This is a genomic window from Paraburkholderia antibiotica (assembly GCF_012927125.1).
Taxonomy (GTDB): Bacteria; Pseudomonadota; Gammaproteobacteria; order Burkholderiales; family Burkholderiaceae; genus Paraburkholderia; species Paraburkholderia antibiotica.
Genome location: NZ_JABBFZ010000008.1, coordinates 85,725 through 102,562, shown reverse-complemented (window position 1 = coordinate 102,562; position 16,838 = coordinate 85,725). Strand labels below are relative to the sequence as shown.

General features: G+C 63.5%; 12 protein-coding genes. 4 read left to right on the top strand and 8 right to left on the bottom strand.

The window, feature by feature from the left end; genetic code table 11:
• Positions 1-6: 6 nt before the first annotated feature.
• The 6 genes from HHL14_RS15595 to typA form a co-directional block, all read right to left on the bottom strand.
• Positions 7-465, bottom strand: coding sequence for a transposase (locus tag HHL14_RS15595; protein ID WP_169498508.1), 459 nt, complete (start codon positions 463-465; stop codon positions 7-9).
• Between the two features lie 176 nt (positions 466-641).
• A complete protein-coding gene (gene zapE / locus HHL14_RS15590; protein WP_169498507.1) occupies positions 642-1,739 on the bottom strand; it encodes a cell division protein ZapE in 1,098 nt (365 codons plus the stop codon).
• Positions 1,740-1,827: 88 nt separating this feature from the next.
• The gene (gene lpdA / locus HHL14_RS15585; protein WP_169498506.1) at positions 1,828-3,258 is read right to left on the bottom strand and encodes a dihydrolipoyl dehydrogenase; all 1,431 of its coding nucleotides are present in this window, start codon (positions 3,256-3,258) and stop codon (positions 1,828-1,830) included.
• 138 nt (positions 3,259-3,396) lie between these two features.
• Complete coding sequence (gene odhB, locus HHL14_RS15580) at positions 3,397-4,662, bottom strand: 2-oxoglutarate dehydrogenase complex dihydrolipoyllysine-residue succinyltransferase (protein WP_169498505.1); 1,266 nt, start codon at positions 4,660-4,662, stop codon at positions 3,397-3,399.
• Between the two features lie 142 nt (positions 4,663-4,804).
• Positions 4,805-7,666 (bottom strand): 2-oxoglutarate dehydrogenase E1 component, encoded by a 2,862-nt coding sequence (locus HHL14_RS15575; RefSeq protein ID WP_169498504.1) that lies wholly within the window; start codon positions 7,664-7,666, stop codon positions 4,805-4,807.
• A gap of 424 nt (positions 7,667-8,090) precedes the next feature.
• Entirely contained in the window at positions 8,091-9,914 is a 1,824-nt protein-coding gene (gene typA, locus HHL14_RS15570) for a translational GTPase TypA (protein WP_169498503.1), read from the bottom strand.
• Between the two features lie 348 nt (positions 9,915-10,262).
• On the opposite strand from typA, the gene HHL14_RS15565 reads away from it, so the two are divergent.
• The 4 genes from HHL14_RS15565 (at position 10,263) to HHL14_RS15550 (ending at position 15,282) form a co-directional block, all read left to right on the top strand.
• Positions 10,263-10,778 carry a MarR family winged helix-turn-helix transcriptional regulator gene (locus tag HHL14_RS15565; protein ID WP_169498502.1) on the top strand — a complete coding sequence of 172 codons (516 nt, stop codon included), beginning with the start codon at positions 10,263-10,265 and terminating at the stop codon, positions 10,776-10,778.
• A gap of 49 nt (positions 10,779-10,827) precedes the next feature.
• Positions 10,828-12,366 (top strand): efflux transporter outer membrane subunit, encoded by a 1,539-nt coding sequence (locus tag HHL14_RS15560; RefSeq protein ID WP_169498501.1) that lies wholly within the window; start codon positions 10,828-10,830, stop codon positions 12,364-12,366.
• Between the two features lie 82 nt (positions 12,367-12,448).
• Positions 12,449-13,687: an EmrA/EmrK family multidrug efflux transporter periplasmic adaptor subunit gene (locus HHL14_RS15555; RefSeq protein WP_169498500.1), complete on the top strand. Its 1,239-nt coding sequence runs from the start codon at positions 12,449-12,451 to the stop codon at positions 13,685-13,687.
• A 32-nt stretch (positions 13,688-13,719) separates the two neighbouring features.
• A complete protein-coding gene (locus HHL14_RS15550; protein ID WP_169498499.1) occupies positions 13,720-15,282 on the top strand; it encodes a DHA2 family efflux MFS transporter permease subunit in 1,563 nt (520 codons plus the stop codon).
• A 138-nt stretch (positions 15,283-15,420) separates the two neighbouring features.
• On the opposite strand, the gene truB is transcribed toward HHL14_RS15550, so the two are convergent.
• On the bottom strand, positions 15,421-16,356 hold the full coding sequence (truB, locus tag HHL14_RS15545; RefSeq protein ID WP_169498498.1) for a tRNA pseudouridine(55) synthase TruB: 936 nt from the start codon (positions 16,354-16,356) through the stop codon (positions 15,421-15,423).
• A gap of 94 nt (positions 16,357-16,450) precedes the next feature.
• Entirely contained in the window at positions 16,451-16,816 is a 366-nt protein-coding gene (gene rbfA, locus HHL14_RS15540; RefSeq protein ID WP_169498497.1) for a 30S ribosome-binding factor RbfA, read from the bottom strand.
• Positions 16,817-16,838: the final 22 nt, after the last annotated feature.

Genomic DNA, 16,838 nt, shown 5'->3' with positions numbered 1-16,838 from the left:
AACCCGCTACGCGAGCTCATTGAACGATGCCCCGTAGGCAAACGGCGACGCGGGCAGCGGCGGCGGCGTTGCGGGCGTGTACGCAGGCGATGGAACACGGGCCACCGTGGGCGCACGCGGCGCTTCGGCACGCTTCGGATGCGCGCCGACATGCCTGCGTATCCGCACTTCCATCATCTGGCAAACCTCTTCACTCGCCGGGCCAAGCAATTGTTCGATCACGCGCTTGAGCGCACCCGTTTCGTACCAGAGCCTGAAGCGACGATGACAGGTTTGATACGACGGGTAACGGCGCGGCATGGAGGACCAGGTCGCGCCGCTATACATGACCCACAGCACGCCATTGAGCACCGCGCGGGTATTGGCAAGCGGCCGGCCGCGCAATTCGGCGCGCGGCCATAGTTCGGGCAACAGCGGCGCGACGCGCTGCCATTGTTCGTCGGTGATATCGCTGTACGGCTGCATGGACCCTCCTTTGTTAGAACGACAACAAAAGATAGCCAGTCAGCCGTGCGCGGAATATAAGACCACTCTGAATCGTGACGACTTATCGCTCGATCGGTCAGGCCCGCAACCTGAACGCGTTCGGACGAGCGAGCCCCGTCACGACAGCGTCGCGGCGGATCTCGCTACGATGCGATTCAGGTCAACGACGTATCGACGATCCGGCGCGGCGTATCGAGATATTCCTTCGACTGCATCTCGACGATACGCGACACCGTGCGGGTAAATTCGTTGGCCATCGGGCCATCGACATACAGTTGCTCCGGCCGCACCGCGGCCGACATCAGCAGCTTCACCTTGTGGTCGTAGAACACGTCGATCAGCCACGTGAAGCGGCGCGCTTCCGAGGCCATGCGCGCCGACATCTGCGGCACGTCCGACAGAATCACCGCGTGGAAACGGCTCGCGAGTTCGAGATAGTCGTTCTGCGAGCGCGGACCGCCGCACAGCGTCGCGAAGTCGAACCAGACGACGCCGTCCGCGCGGCGCAGCGCCTTCAGCTCGCGCTTCTCGATGTGCAGGAGCGGGCTTTCGTCGGGCACCGCGGCCAGCCGCGCGAACGCGTCGCGCAGCGCCTTGCCGGCCGCCGCGCCCAGCGGCGTGTGATAGACCTCGACCTGCGCGAGCGTGCGCTGCCGGTAGTCGATCCCGGCGTCGACGTTGAGCACGTCGAGCTTCTGTTTGATCAGCTCGATCGCGGGCAGCATGCGGTCGCGATGCAGACCGTCCGGATACAGCGTGTCGGGGTCGTAGTTGGACGTCATCACGAACTGCACGCCGTTCTCGAACAGCTTGTCGAGCAGGCGGTACAGGATCATCGCGTCGGCGATATCCGACACGTGGAATTCGTCGAAACAGATCAGGCGATAGCGCTTCGCGATGCGGCGCGCGAGTTCGTCGAGCGGATCGGCCTGGCCTTTGAGCTCTTCCAGCTCGCGATGCACTTCGCGCATGAACTCGTGGAAATGCAGACGCGTTTTACGCTGCACCGGCACGATCATGTAGAAGCTGTCCATCAGGAAGCTCTTGCCGCGGCCCACGCCGCCCCACATGTAGACGCCGCGCGGCAGATCGGGATGGTTGATCAGCTTCTTGAACGCGTTCGAGCGGCGCGACTTGTATTCGACCCACTCTTCGTAGCACCGCTGCAGCCGGTCGACCGCCGCGCGTTGCGCCGGATCGGATTGATAACCGCGCGTCTGCAATTCTTTTTCGTAGTATTCGGTGACGTTCATCGTGTTGCTGCAAAAAAGAAAGGCGGGAGGGATTGAACCCCGCCCGCCTTTGGTGATGCCAAGGTTGCGTTCAGTCAGGCGTGCGCGATTACATGTTCAGCGCGCGCTTGTCGACGGCGAGTGCCGCTTCGCGCATGACTTCCGACAGCGACGGGTGCGGATGGCAGATCCGGCCGATGTCCTCCGACGCCGCCTTGAACTCCATCGCCACCACGGCTTCCGCGATCAGGTCCGATGCGTTGGCCGAGATAATGTGCACGCCGAGCAGTTCGTCGGTCTTCGCGTCGGCGATCATCTTGACGAAACCGTCTGCCTTCGCGATACCGAGCGCGCGACCGTTCGCCATGAACGGGAACTGGCCCGTCTTGATCTCGCGGCCTTCGGCCTTCAGTTGCTGCTCGGTCTTGCCGACCCATGCGATTTCCGGTTCGGTGTAGATCACCCACGGAATGCAGTTGTAGTCGATGTGCGGCTTCTGGCCGTCGATCACTTCCGCGACCAGCACGCCTTCGTCTTCAGCCTTGTGCGCAAGCATCGGGCCACGCACCACGTCGCCGATCGCGTACACGTTCGGCACGGCCGTCGCGCAGTGGTCGTCCACGTCGATGAAGCCACGCTCGTTGGCCTTCAGGCCAATCGCTTCGAGGCCGAGGTTGTCGGTGTTCGGCACGCGGCCGACCGACACGATCAGGCGGTCGGCTTCGAGCGTCTGCGCGTTGCCGTCCTTGTCCGTGTAGGCGATCGTCACGCTGTTGTCGGTCGTCTTCACTTCGCCGACCTTGACGCCGACGTGGATGTCGAGACCCTGCTTCTTGAACTGCTTGGCCGCTTCCTTCGACAGCGCCTGGTCAGCCGCGCCGAGGAATTCCGGCAGCGCTTCGAGCACGGTCACTTCCGCGCCGAGGCGACGCCACACCGAACCGAGTTCCAGACCGATCACGCCGGCGCCGATCACGGCCAGCTTCTTCGGTGCGGATTCGAAGCTCAGTGCGCCTTCGTTGTCGGCGACGATCTTGTTGTCGACCGGCATGCCCGGCAGATGACGCGCCTTCGAACCCGTCGCGATGATCACGTTCTTTGCCGTGACGACTTCGGTTTCGCCTTCGCCGCTCACTTCGATCTGCACGCCGGCGTCCGTCTTGCCGGTGAACTTGCCATGGCCCTTGAGCCACGTGATCTTGTTCTTGCGGAACAGGAATTCGATGCCCTTGGTCATCTTCTCGACGATGCCGTCCTTGCGGGCCATCATCTTCGAGATATCGACCGTCACGTCGCCCACCGAAATGCCGTGGTCGGCGAGGTGATGCGATGCGTTTTCAAACTCTTCCGACGACGCGAGCAGCGCCTTCGACGGAATGCAGCCGACGTTCAGGCAGGTGCCGCCGAGCTTCAGCGCGCCGGCCGGGTTCTTCCACTTTTCGATACATGCGACGGTCTTGCCGAGCTGCGCTGCGCGGATAGCGGCGATATAACCGCCGGGGCCTGCGCCGATCACGACGACGTCAAATTCTTTGGACATGACAATCCCTTTGATGGCGGAACGGCGCAGGGCCACTCTGGGTGGCGCGCGCCGTTCCTGTACTGCGGAATGCTAAAGACGTGCTACGGATGACGCCGGCACGCGTACAACGCAGGCCGGTGTCGGTGGAACGTGCGCTTACAGGTCGAGCAGCAGGCGTGCCGGATCTTCCAGCGCGTCCTTCATCGCGACCAGCGACAGCACCGCTTCGCGGCCGTCGATGATACGGTGGTCGTACGACAGCGCGAGGTAGTTCATCGGGCGAATCACGATCTGGCCGTTTTCGACCACAGCGCGTTCCTTGGTGGCGTGCACGCCGAGAATCGCGGACTGCGGCGGGTTGATGATCGGGGTCGACAGCATCGAGCCGAACACGCCGCCGTTCGAGATCGAGAACGTACCACCGGTCATTTCTTCGATCGACAGCTTGCCGTCCTTCGCCTTCTGGCCGAATTCGGCGATCTTCTTCTCGATGTCGGCGAGGCTCAGTTGATCCGCATTGCGCAGGATCGGCACCACCAGGCCACGCGGCGAACCGACCGCGATACCGATGTCGAAGTAGCCGTGATAGACAATGTCGTTACCGTCGATCGACGCGTTCACGAGCGGGAACTTCTTCAGCGCGTGCACAGCCGCCTTCACGAAGAACGACATGAAGCCGAGCTTCACGCCATGTTCCTTCTCGAACTTGTCCTTGTACTTGTTGCGCAGATCCATCACCGGCGCCATGTTCACTTCGTTGAACGTCGTGAGGATGGCGTTGGTTTGCTGCGACTCGAGCAGACGCTCGGCGATACGCGCACGCAGACGCGACATCGGCACGCGCTGTTCCGGACGGTCCTTCAGCCACTGGTCGGCCGATGCCGGTGCCTTGACGTCCGGCAGCGACGGCTTTGCAGCCTTCGGTGCGGCAGCCGGAGCCGGTGCAGCCTTGGCAGCCGGAGCGCCTGCAGCGAGCACATCGCCCTTCGTGATGCGGCCATCGCGGCCCGTGCCGGCGACGTCGCCAGCGCCCAGGCCCTGCTCGGCCATCAGCTTGCCGGCAGCGGGCGAAGCAGCGGTGCTCGAACCCGTTGCGGCGGCAGCAGCGGCCGGTGCAGCAGCAACTGCAGCAACCGGAGCCGGCTTCACTTCAGCTTCGACAGCAGCAGCGCCTGCCTTGCCTTCGGTGTCGATCTTCGCGATCACCTGATCGGCGACGACCGTGTCGCCGTCGTTCGAGATGACTTGCGCGAGCACGCCTGCTGACGGTGCCGGCACTTCGAGCACGACCTTGTCGGTCTCGATTTCGATGAGGATTTCGTCCTGAGCGACAGCTTCGCCCGGCTTCTTCTTCCACTGCAGCATGGTCGCTTCCGAGACCGACTCGGAGAGCTGGGGAACCTTGACTTCAACAATAGCCATTATGAGTATCCTGAATACGTATCGGGTGACGGTGCTTCCTTGCGACCGCCTGCGAACCCTGCGCGCCGCGCCTGAGCCCTGATTGGCTCCTCAGGCGTGGCGCGGGAAAGCGCTCGGCGCTTTCCCGGCTCGTCTGTTTTCCTTACTTGGCGATCGACGCGCTCTTGAGGCGGCCGAAAGCGCCTTCGACCAGCGCCTTCTGCTGCTCGTAGTGCTTCGCGTAGTAGCCGACTGCCGGCGAGGCCGAAGCCGGACGGCCGCTGTACGCCAGCTTCTGCCCGTCCTTCATGCCTTCCTTCAGATGGTGCTCGATGTAGAACCACGGGCCCTGATTCTGCGGCTCGTCCTGAACCCACACCACTTCGGTCGCGTTGTCGTACTTCTTCATTTCCGCTTCGAACTGCTTATGCGCGAACGGATAGAGCTGTTCGATACGGATGATCGCGACGTCGTTCGCCTTCGCTTCGCGGCGATGCGCGACGAGGTCGTAGTACACGCGGCCCGAGCAGGCGATCACGCGCTTGACCTTCTTCGCGTCGATCGACTCGTCGGTTTCGCCGAGCACCGGCTGGAACGAACCCTTCGCCAGTTCCGACAGATCCGACACCGCTTCCTTGTGGCGCAGCAGCGACTTCGGCGTAGCGACGATCAGCGGCTTGCGGAACAGGCGGATCATCTGGCGACGCAGCAGGTGGAAGATCTGCGCCGGCGTGGTCGGCTGAACGACCTGCATGTTGTGGTCTGCGCACAGTTGCAGGAAACGCTCGATACGCGCCGACGAGTGCTCCGGACCCTGGCCTTCGTAGCCGTGCGGCAGCAGCATGGTCAGGCCCGACACGCGGCCCCACTTCACTTCGCCCGACGAGATGAACTGGTCGATCACGACTTGCGCGCCGTTCACGAAGTCGCCGAACTGCGCTTCCCACGCGACGAACGTGTTCGGTTCAGCGGTCGAGTAGCCGTATTCGAAGCCGAGCACCGCTTCTTCCGACAGCACCGAGTCGATCACCGTGAACTTCGCCTGACCTTCGGCGATGTTCTGCAGCGGCACGTAGGTGCCGTCGTTCCAGCGTTCGCGGTTCTGATCGTGCAGCACCGCGTGACGGTGCGTGAACGTGCCGCGGCCCGAATCCTGACCGGTCAGGCGCACCGCGTAGCCCGACGCGACCAGCGACGCGAACGCGAGGTGTTCGCCCATGCCCCAGTCGAGCTTGGCTTCGCCGCGGCCCATCGCGCGACGGTCGTTGATCACACGCTCGACGAGCGGGTGAACCTTGAAGTTTTCCGGCACCGTCGTGATGCGCTCAGCAAGGCGCTTCAGTTCGGCGAGCGGCACAGCCGTGTCGGCTGCGTCGGTCCACTTGCGGTTCAGGAACGGAACCCAGTCGACCGCGTACTTGCTCTTGTAGTTCGAGAGCACCGGATCGACCGTGTGGTGACCTTCGTCCATCGCCTTGCGGTAGGCCTTGACGAATTCGTCGCCTTCTTCCGCCGTGATCACGCCCTGCTGCACCAGCTTTTCAGCGTACAGCGCGCGCGTGCCCGGGTGCTTGGCGATGGTCTTGTACATCAGCGGCTGCGTGACCGCCGGCGTGTCCTGCTCGTTGTGACCCAGCTTGCGGAAGCAGACGATGTCGACGACGACGTCCTTGTGGAACTGCATCCGGAAGTCGATAGCCATTTGCGTAGCCAGCACGACCGCTTCGGGATCGTCACCGTTCACGTGCAGCACCGGCGCTTCGATCATCTTGACGACGTCCGAGCAGTACAACGTGGAGCGCGAATCGCGCGGGTCCGACGTCGTGAAGCCGATCTGGTTGTTGATGACGATGTGCAGCGTGCCGTGCGTGCCGTAACCGCGCGTTTGCGCGAGGTTCAGCGTTTCCATCACGACGCCCTGGCCCGCGAAAGCCGCGTCGCCGTGGATCTGCACCGGCAGCACCTGCAGGCCGTCTTCGTCGCCGCGGCGATCCATACGTGCCTTCGCCGAACCTTCGACCACCGGGTTGACGATTTCGAGGTGCGACGGGTTGAACGCGAGCGACAGGTGAACCGGGCCGCCTTCCGTCGAGACGTCCGACGAGAAGCCCTTGTGGTATTTCACGTCGCCAGCCGGCAGATCGTCGACGTGCTTGCCTTCGAATTCGGCGAACAGGTCAGCCGGCATCTTGCCGAGCGTGTTGACCAGCACATTCAGACGGCCACGGTGAGCCATGCCGATGACGATTTCCTGGACGCCGTTGGCGCCAGCGTGACGCACCACTTCGTCCATCGACGCGATGAAGCTCTCGCCGCCTTCCAGCGAGAAGCGCTTCTGACCGACGTACTTGGTGTGCAGGAAACGCTCGAGGCCTTCGGCGGCCGTCAGGCGGTTCAGGATGTGCTTCTTCTTGTCGTTGCTGAAGTTCGGCGTCGAACGGATCGATTCGAGGCGTTCCTTCCACCAGCGCTTCTGCTCCGGATCGCTGATGTACATGTACTCGGCGCCGATCGTGCCGCAGTACGTGTCGCGCAGTGCCTTGACGATGTCGCGCAGCGTGCCGCGCTCGAACCCGAAGTACAGATTCGTTGCGCTGAACTCCTGGTCCATGTCGGCTTCGGTGAAGTCGTAGAACGCGGGTTCAAGTTCGGGGATCGCGGGACGTTCGCGGCGCTTCAGAGGATCGAGATTGGCCCATTGCGAGCCGAGGAAGCGATATGCGCCGATGAGGGACTGGACGTAGACCTGTTTGCGGGCGGTAGCGAGGTCCTCGCCGCCGGCCGTGGCACGCGGCAGGAAGGCATTGGCCTTGGCGCGCTGGGCAAACGATTCGACGATCGGGCCGTGGGCCACGTCGTTGGCGTTGCTGCCATCCGATGCAGGTACGTTTTGCAGCGCATCAAAATAGCTGCGCCACGTATCGGGCACCGAAGCCGGATTGTCGAGGTACGCTTCGTACATTTCTTCAACGTACGGAGCATTGCCGCCGAACAGATAAGAGTTCGACTGGAATTGCTTCATCATTTTTACGCTCACCTTTCTTCGAGCTTCTCGAGAAATAGCGGGTTACAGAACCTTCCGCGACACGGCCTGACCGTTTAGCGGATTGCGCGAATCAAGTCTTGCTTGGAAGGACCTAAAACTTTGCACCCGGGAGCATAGCACAGAACGAATAGCCCAGATAGCGAACAGCATAGGCGCAAATGCCCGTAAGGGCGGGCGTTTCAGGGGCCATCGAGCACCTCTTCGCAGCGTGCAACAGTGTTCTGTCGGAAATGGGGGAATGGGCGGAGGATGAGCGGACTGACCGCGGACGCGCGGCATTGCCTCTGGGGAAACCGGCGTCCACGCGTCCCGCTGCAACGTCATCGTTTTTGATGCGCCAGAAATGACGAAGCCACCCGAAGGTGGCTTCCGATGCTGCTATTCAGACAGGCTCGCGATCTGCTTACTCTGCCTTGTTACGGCTCGCGCTGCGGCGCTCGTGTTCCTTCAGATAGCGCTTGCGCAGACGGATCGACTTCGGCGTGACTTCGACCAGTTCGTCGTCGTCGATGAACTCGACCGCGTATTCCAGCGACAGCTGGACCGGCGGCACCAGACGCACCGCTTCGTCGGTACCCGACGCGCGCACGTTGGTGAGCTGCTTGCCCTTGATCGGGTTCACGACGAGATCGTTGTCGCGGCTGTGAATGCCGATGATCATGCCTTCATACAGTGCCTCGCCCGGCGTCACGAACATGCGGCCGCGATCCTGCAGCTTCCACAGCGCGTATGCGACGGCCGCGCCGTCGTCCTGCGAGATCAGCACGCCGTTACGACGCTCGCCGACCGCGCCTTCCTTGACCGGCTGGTACGAGTCGAACGTGTGGCTCATCAGACCCGTGCCGCGCGTGAGCGTGAGGAATTCCGACTGGAAGCCGATCAGACCGCGCGCCGAAATACGGTACTCGAGACGCGTACGGCCACGGCCGTCCGACGCCATGTCGAGCATTTCGCCCTTGCGGCGGCCGAGTTCTTCCATCACGCCGCCCTGGTGCGTGTCTTCCATGTCGACGGTCAGGTTTTCGTACGGCTCGTGCATCACGCCGTCGACTTCCTGCATCACCACGCGCGGACGCGACACGGCCAGCTCGTAGCCTTCGCGGCGCATGTTTTCGACCAGAATGGTCAGGTGCAGCTCACCGCGGCCCGCCACTTCGAACGTGGTTTCGTCGCCGGTATCGCGCACGCGCAGCGCGACGTTGTGATTCAGTTCCTTCGTCAGGCGGTCACGAATCTGGCGGCTCGTGACGAACTTGCCTTCGCGGCCGGCGAGCGGCGACGAGTTGACGAGGAAGTTCATGGTCAGCGTAGGTTCGTCGACGGTGATCATCGGCAGCGCTTCCGGTTGTTCCGGCGAGCAGATGGTCACGCCGATGCCGACTTCTTCGATACCGTTGATCAGCACGATGTCGCCCGCTTCAGCCGAGTCGACCTGCACGCGATCGAGACCCTTGAACGACAGCACCTGGTTGATCTTGCGATTGAGGATTTCGCCTTCCGGACCCGAACGCACCGCGACGGCCATACCCGGCTTGATGCGGCCGCGCGTGATGCGGCCAATGCCGATACGGCCGACGTACGACGAATAGTCGAGCGACGTGATCTGCAGCTGCAGCGGACCTTCCGGATCGGCCGGGCGGACCGGCACGTGCTGGAGGATCGCCTCGAACAGCGGACGCATGTCGCCGTCGCGCACTTCCGGCGTGAGGCCGGCGTAACCGTTCAGACCCGACGCGTAGACGATCGGGAAGTCGAGCTGCTCTTCGCTTGCGCCGAGCTTGTCGAACAGGTCGAAAGTCTGGTTGATCACCCAATCCACCCGCGCGCCCGGACGATCGACCTTGTTGACCACCACGATCGGCTTCAGACCGAGCGCGAGCGCCTTCTTGGTCACGAAACGCGTTTGCGGCATCGGGCCTTCGACCGCGTCGACGAGCAGCAGCACCGAGTCGACCATCGACAGCACACGCTCCACCTCGCCGCCGAAGTCCGCGTGTCCCGGCGTATCGACGATGTTGATGTGGGTGCCTTCGTATTCCACCGCGCAGTTCTTCGACAGGATCGTGATGCCACGCTCCTTTTCGATGTCGTTCGAGTCCATCACGCGTTCGGCAACCTGCTGGTTGTCGCGGAACGTGGCGGTCTGACGGAGGAGCTGGTCGACGAGCGTGGTCTTGCCGTGGTCGACGTGAGCGATGATGGCGATGTTGCGTAGGGCGCGGGTCATAGGAAACCTGAAGACAGTTGGAGTGCGCCGCTTGCTGCCGCCTGCTGATGCTGGTTGGGGAGATAAACCACGACAAGCCCAATCACGACTAGCCCAAAGCGCACTTTTGGGAACCCAACATTATAGCACGGGAAGATGATGCTTTCTGGTATTCCCGGATAGACCGCCTTCCACCCCGGCTCGGCCGCTCGCCGCCGATCGCCCGCCCCGCTGCGTCCTACGGCAATCCGTACCCGTTTCTTACTTGAGGGCGAAAAAATCGTTGCCTAAGCTGTAATAACGCTTGTCGTGTCAATCAACAGCCGACTATACTACTGCCTAGTCAACCATTGCATTCGCACGAGAAACATGACGGAGCCGTCCAACGAACCCACGCCGGACCTCAGCGAGTACCAGCTCGGAGAAAGCGTCGGCTATCTCATCTCGCGGGTGAAATCGACACTGTCCAACCTCGTCACACAACGCAGCATGGCCGAGCTCGGCATCACCAGCCAGCAAGGCAGCATCCTGTTCATGGTGGCCAGCGGCAAATGCCTGCTCGCGGCCGAACTGGCGCGCGAGTACGGCATCGATGCCAGCGCCGTCACGCGTCTGATCGACCGGCTCGAGAAGCGCGGGCTGCTCACCCGGGTGCGCAGCAACGAAGACCGGCGCGTCGTGCGCCTCGCGCTGACGCCGGAAGGTCACGCGATCGCGGCCCGCATGCCGGGCATTTTCAACGGCGTACTCGACAGCCTGCTGAACGGCTTTACCCCCGAGGAAGTGGGCTTCCTGAAGAGCATGCTGCGCCGCGTGCTCGTGAATTCCGGCGAACAAACGGGACTATCCCGTGATGCCGCAAGCAATTTCGACAGCAAATCGTAAGAAATTACTTGCTGCGTCCATCATTACATTCCACTCAAAGAGTCGAGCGATGAAATCCCTTTCCCTGTCCGCGCCCGCGCTTCCGAGCCGGGCCGCTGTCGCCGCCGCGGTGACGGCGCTCGCCCTTACGGGGTGCGCGAACTACTTCGGCATGAAAAGCGACAAGCAGATCGCCGCGCCGACGCAGTACGAGTCGACGCAGAGCCTGCCGGGCGAAGGCGGCCAGTGGCCGTCGCTCGACTGGGCCAACCAGTTCGGCGATCCGCAACTGCCCAGGCTGATCGAGGAAGCGCTCGAAGGCAGCCCGTCGATCGCCCAGGCGCAGGCGCGGCTCGCGAAGGCCTCGTCGTATATCGAGAGCTCCCGCTCCGCGCTGTTCCCGAAGGCCGATCTCAAGTATTCGTGGACCCGCGAGCTGTACTCCGAGAATGCGCTGTTCCCTCCTCCGTACGGCGGCTCCTGGTATAGCGAAAACAACGTGCTCGCCAGCGCGTCGTGGGATCTCGACCTGTGGGGCAAGAACCGTCAACGGCTCGGCCAGGCCGTGTCGCAGAAAATGGCCGCCGAGGCCGACATGCAGCAGGCACGCGTGACGCTCGCGGCATCGGTCGCGAGCACCTACAACCAGCTCGCGCAGCTGTACGCGTTCCGCGAGATCTCCCAGCGCGAAATCGCCAACCGCCAGGACATCGGCCGCATCACGAACGACCGCGTCACGGCCGGCCTCGACACCAACGTCGAGAAGCAGACCGCGACCGGCAATATCGCGACGAGCCAGTCGAACCTGACCGACCTCGACGGCCAGATCACGGTGGTGCGCTACCAGCTGGGCGCGCTGCTCGGCAAGGGTCCGGACCGCGGCCTGCAGATCGACAAGCCGGTGCTCACCGGCGGCAACGCGGTCACGCTGCCGGACAACATTCCGGCCGACCTCGTGTCGCGCCGCGCCGACATCGTCGCCGCGCGCTGGCAGGTCGAAGCCGCGATGCACGACGTCAAGGAAGCGAAGGCCGAATTCTTCCCGGACGTCAACCTCGCGGCCGGCTTCGGCTTCGACGCGTTCGGTTGGGGCCGCTTCCTGACCGCGTCGAGCCGCCAGATCCAGTTCGGCCCGGCAATCCACCTGCCGCTCTTCGACGCCGGCGCGCTGCGCGCACAGTTGAAAGGCCGCTACGCCGACTTCGACCTCGACGTCGCGAACTACAACCAGACGTTGATCAACGCGCTGCAGGACGTGTCGACGCAGGTGTCGTCGATCCGCTCGATCGACCGCCAGGAAGGCGACGCACAGCGTGCGCTCGAGGCGTCGAGCAAGGCCTACCAGCTCGCCGTGATCCGCTACAAGGCGGGTCTGTCGCCGCAGTTGCAGGTGCTGACCGCCGACGAAAACCGCCTCGCCGCCGAGCAGACGGTCACCGGCCTGAAGATGCGCCGCCGCAATCTGCAGATCGGCCTGATCAAGGCGCTGGGTGGCGGTTTCGACGCGACCCAGAGCGGTCTCGTGGTGCCGACCGATGCCCCGGCATCGGCCGCAGCCGCGAGCACGAGCACCGCGGCGAAGGCGGCCACGAGCACCGCCGCGAACTGAGCGGACGCCCTCGCGCCAACGAACCGCCTACCGACGAATACCCGAATAAACGACGACGTTCAAAAGAACCCGGAGCACATCAATGAGCACCCCCCAGCAGCCCGCCACTCCACCGCAAGCGGCGAATAACGGCAAACGCAAGCGCATGATGACGTTGCTCGTCATCGTGATCCTGATCGCCGCGGTCGCGTACGGTCTGTACTATTTCCTCGTCGCGCGCTTCCATGAAGACACCGACGACGCCTATGTGAGCGGCAACGTCGTGCAGATCACGCCGCAGGTCACGGGCACCGTGATCGCGGTGAACGCGGACGACACGCAGATCGTCAAGGCCGGCGATCCGCTCGTCGTGCTCGATCCGGCCGACGCGCGCGTCGCGCTCCAGCAGGCGGAAGCGAATCTCGCCCAGGTGGTGCGCCAGGTGCGCGGCCTGTTCGCCGACGACAGCCAGTACGAAGCGCAGGTCGTCGCCCGTCAGGCGGATCTGTCGCGCGCCCAGGACGACCTGAAGCGCCGTGAGGCCGTCGCGCAAAGCGGCGCGGTGTCGCTGGAAGAAATCTCGCACGCACGCGATACGGTAAAGACCGCCCAGGCCGCGCTCGATGCCGCCAAACAGCAGCTCGCCGCGAACCACGCACTGACCGCGAACACCACGATCTCCGATCACCCGAACGTGCAGGCCGCTGCCGCAAAAGTGCGTGACGCGTACCTGAACCACGCCCGCAATACGCTGCCGGCGCCGGTCACCGGTTATGTCGCGAAGCGCTCGGTGCAGGTCGGCCAGCGCGTGTCGCCGGGCACACCGCTGATGGCGATCGTGCCGCTGCATGACGTGTGGGTCGACGCGAACTTCAAGGAAGTGCAGCTGAAGCACATGCGCATCGGCCAGCCGGTCGAACTGACGGCCGACGTGTACGGTTCGTCGGTGCCGTACCACGGCAAGGTGGTCGGCTTCTCGGCGGGCACGGGTTCGGCGTTCTCGCTGCTGCCCGCGCAGAACGCGACCGGCAACTGGATCAAGGTGGTGCAGCGTCTGCCGGTGCGCATCGCGCTCGATCCGCAGGAACTCGAGAAGCACCCGCTGCGCATCGGTCTGTCGATGCAGGCCGACGTCAACATCAAGGACGACACCGGCGGCCAGCTCGGCAATGCGTCGAACACGGCTTACCAGACCAACGTCTTCGACAAGTACGGCGCGGAAGCCGATGCGGAAATCGCACGCATCATCGCGGAAAACGCCGGCCAGAATGCAAACGGCAGTGCGCCGAAGTCGGCTGCTCAAGGCGGCGCGGCCGCGGCGAAACCGGCAGCGAAGAGCTGAGCGGCGCGGACGATTCATAGAAGGCTTTCTTAATGGCTCAGGCTCAGGCGCAAGTCCCTCACCCGCCGCTCGAGGGCGCGCAACTGGTGATCGGCACCATCGCGGTGTCGCTCGCCGTGTTCATGAACGTGCTCGACACGTCGATCGCGAACGTGTCGATCCCGTCGATTTCCGGCGATCTCGGCGTATCGTCCGATCAGGGCACGTGGGTGATCACGTCGTTCGCAGTCGCCAACGCGATCTCGGTGCCGCTGACCGGCTGGCTCACCGACCGCGTCGGCCAGGTGCGCCTGTTCATGGCGTCGATCGTGCTCTTCGTGCTGTCGTCGTGGATGTGCGGGCTGTCGCCGAATCTGCCGTTCCTGCTCGCGTCGCGCGTGCTGCAAGGCGCGGTGGCCGGTCCGATGATCCCGCTGTCGCAAACGCTGCTGCTCGCGAGCTATCCACGCGCGAAGGCGCCGATGGCGTTATCGATGTGGGCGATGACCACGCTGATCGCGCCGGTGGCCGGACCGATTCTCGGCGGCTGGATTTCCGACAATATCTCGTGGCCGTGGATCTTCTACGTCAACATTCCGGTCGGCGCGGTGGCAGCGATCGCGACGTGGATGATTTTCCGCAACCGCGACTCGGTCATCCGCAAGGCGCCGATCGACGGCGTCGGTCTGGGTCTTCTGATCGTCTGGGTGGGCTCGCTGCAGGTCATGCTCGACAAGGGCAAGGACCTCGACTGGTTCTCGTCGACGACGATCGTCGTGCTCGCGCTCGTCGCGGTGATCGCGCTGGCGTTCTTCATCGTGTGGGAATTGACGGCCGAGCATCCGGTGGTGGACCTGTCGCTGTTCAGCCGGCGCAATTTCACCGGCGGCACGATCGCGCTGTCGATCGGCTACGGGCTTTACTTCGGCAATCTGGTGCTGCTGCCGCTGTGGCTGCAGACCGATATCGGCTACACCGCGACCGAAGCCGGTCTCGTGATGGCGCCGGTCGGTGTGTTCGCGATCCTGCTGTCGCCGCTCACCGGCAAGATATTGCCGCGTACCGATCCGCGCTATATCGCGACGCTGTCGTTCCTGATCTTCGCGCTGTGTTTCTGGATGCGTTCGCGTTATACGACCGGCGTCGATACGTGGTCGCTGACGCTGCCCACGCTGATCCAGGGCATCGGCATGGCGGGCTTCTTTATTCCGCTCGTGTCGATCACGCTGTCGGGCTTGCCCGGGCATCGGATTCCGGCGGCATCGGGTCTGTCGAATTTCGTGCGGATCATGTGCGGCGGTATCGGTACGTCGATCTTCCAGACCGCATGGGATCACCGCACGATCATGCATCACGCGCAGCTGACCGAGCAGGCGAATGCGTATAACCCGACGTTCGGTCATTCGATCCAGCAGATGGGCGCGGCTGGCCTCAATCAGCAACAGACCTACGGCCTCTTCAACAACATGGTCACGCAGCAGGCGGCCCAGCTTGGCGTGAACGATCTGTTCTTTATCTCGGCCGGCATCTTCGTCGCGCTGATCGCGTTGATCTGGATTACGCGTCCGGAACGCGCGGGCGGCGATGCGGGTGCGGCAGCCGCCGCGGCGCATTGAAGCGTTGCTTCGGGGTCGGCTTTCAGGTCGACTCTCAAGTCAGCCACGCGCTGATAAACGGCATGAAAAAAAGCGGGATCGTTCAATAGTGATCCCGCTTTTTTATTGCGCGCGTTCGCGCCGACAGAACAGCTGCGCTTAACTCTGCGTCGTCACCACCAGCCGTTCCGGCGCGAGCACACCCTCGCCCGGCTTCGCGACACCCAACAGTTGCCCCTGCGCGGAATACACTCTGACGCGCGCTGCTTTCGCGGCATCGGCCGTGATCGTGAGCGTCGACAGTTTCAGGCGCTGGCCGTGCAGGAAACGGCGCGTGTCGTCATCGTTCAGACAGACCTGCGGGAACGTCGACAGCAACGCGTCGACCGGTTGCAGCCATGCGTCGCGCTCAGTCTCGGTCGCATCGGACAGCGCGTCGAGCGTGACCGAATGCTCCAGCGTCAGCGCGCCCACGCCGGTGCGACGCAACGCGACCAGATGCGCACCGCACCCGAGCGCTTCGCCGATGTCCTCGGCGAGCGTGCGTACATACGTGCCCTTGCTGCAGGTCACGCGAAACGTCACGTCTGGCAACGCGCACGCAATCATTTCGAGTGCATGGATCGTCACCTGCCGCCCTTCGCGCTCGACCGTCTGGCCGGCCCGCGCGTATTCATAGAGCGGCTTGCCGTCGCGCTTGAGCGCCGAATACATCGGGGGCACCTGCACGATTTCGCCGATGAAGCGCGGCAGGACCGCCTGCACCGCCGCTTCGTCGCAATCGACCGTGCGAATCTCGAGCGGCTCGCCTTCCGCGTCGCCGGTGGTCGTGCGGATGCCGAGGCGCATCGTGGCCTCGTAGGTCTTGTCGGCCTCGAGCAGGTCTTGCGAAAACTTGGTGGCTTCGCCGAAACACAGCGGTAGCAGGCCGGTTGCGAGCGGATCGAGCGTGCCGGTGTGGCCCGCCTTTTTCGCCAGATAGAGACGCTTCGCGCGAATCAGCGCGTCGTTACTCGACAGGCCGAGCGGCTTGTCGAGCAGCAGCACGCCGTCGAGCGCGCGACGCGGCACGCGGGGGCGTTGAGGTGCGGTCATATCGAGTGAGGCAAAAACTTCGGTGAATGCGAAAAACGGCGCCGCGCGCCGCACAACACGCCGCGCGGCATGACGTGACGTGACCGACGGAGACTCAGTCGTCTTTCGCGCGCGTGGCGTTTGCCTCGTCGATCAGACGCGACATTTCGACGGCGCGCTCGATCGTCTTGTCGTAGTGGAAATGCAGCGTCGGCACCGTATGAATGTGCAGACGCTTGAACAGCAGATTGCGCAGATGGCCGGCCGCGTGCGTGAGCGCTTCGAGCGTCTGTTGCGGGTCGCCGGTCAGCGTCGTGAAGTAGATCTTCGCGTGCGCGTAGTCCGGCGTCAGCTCGACGCTCTGAAACGTGACGATACCGATGCGCGGATCCTTGACCTCGCGCAGCAATTCAGCGAGATCGCGCTGGATCTGATCGGCAATCTGCACGTTGCGATTGGGAGAAGAACGTTTCTTAGGCATGGTGTTGTGTGCTCCGCTATGA

Bases quoted from the DNA above. Each gene is read 5' to 3' on its own strand.
- HHL14_RS15595 (WP_169498508.1), bottom strand. From the start codon at position 465: ATGCAGCCGTACAGCGATATCACCGACGAACAATGGCAGCGCGTCGCG.
- zapE (WP_169498507.1), bottom strand. From the start codon at position 1,739: ATGAACGTCACCGAATACTACGAAAAAGAATTGCAGACGCGCGGTTAT.
- lpdA (WP_169498506.1), bottom strand. From the start codon at position 3,258: ATGTCCAAAGAATTTGACGTCGTCGTGATCGGCGCAGGCCCCGGCGGT.
- odhB (WP_169498505.1), bottom strand. From the start codon at position 4,662: ATGGCTATTGTTGAAGTCAAGGTTCCCCAGCTCTCCGAGTCGGTCTCG.
- HHL14_RS15575 (WP_169498504.1), bottom strand. From the start codon at position 7,666: ATGATGAAGCAATTCCAGTCGAACTCTTATCTGTTCGGCGGCAATGCT.
- typA (WP_169498503.1), bottom strand. From the start codon at position 9,914: ATGACCCGCGCCCTACGCAACATCGCCATCATCGCTCACGTCGACCAC.
- HHL14_RS15565 (WP_169498502.1), top strand. From the start codon at position 10,263: ATGACGGAGCCGTCCAACGAACCCACGCCGGACCTCAGCGAGTACCAG.
- HHL14_RS15560 (WP_169498501.1), top strand. From the start codon at position 10,828: ATGAAATCCCTTTCCCTGTCCGCGCCCGCGCTTCCGAGCCGGGCCGCT.
- HHL14_RS15555 (WP_169498500.1), top strand. From the start codon at position 12,449: ATGAGCACCCCCCAGCAGCCCGCCACTCCACCGCAAGCGGCGAATAAC.
- HHL14_RS15550 (WP_169498499.1), top strand. From the start codon at position 13,720: ATGGCTCAGGCTCAGGCGCAAGTCCCTCACCCGCCGCTCGAGGGCGCG.
- truB (WP_169498498.1), bottom strand. From the start codon at position 16,356: ATGACCGCACCTCAACGCCCCCGCGTGCCGCGTCGCGCGCTCGACGGC.
- rbfA (WP_169498497.1), bottom strand. From the start codon at position 16,816: ATGCCTAAGAAACGTTCTTCTCCCAATCGCAACGTGCAGATTGCCGAT.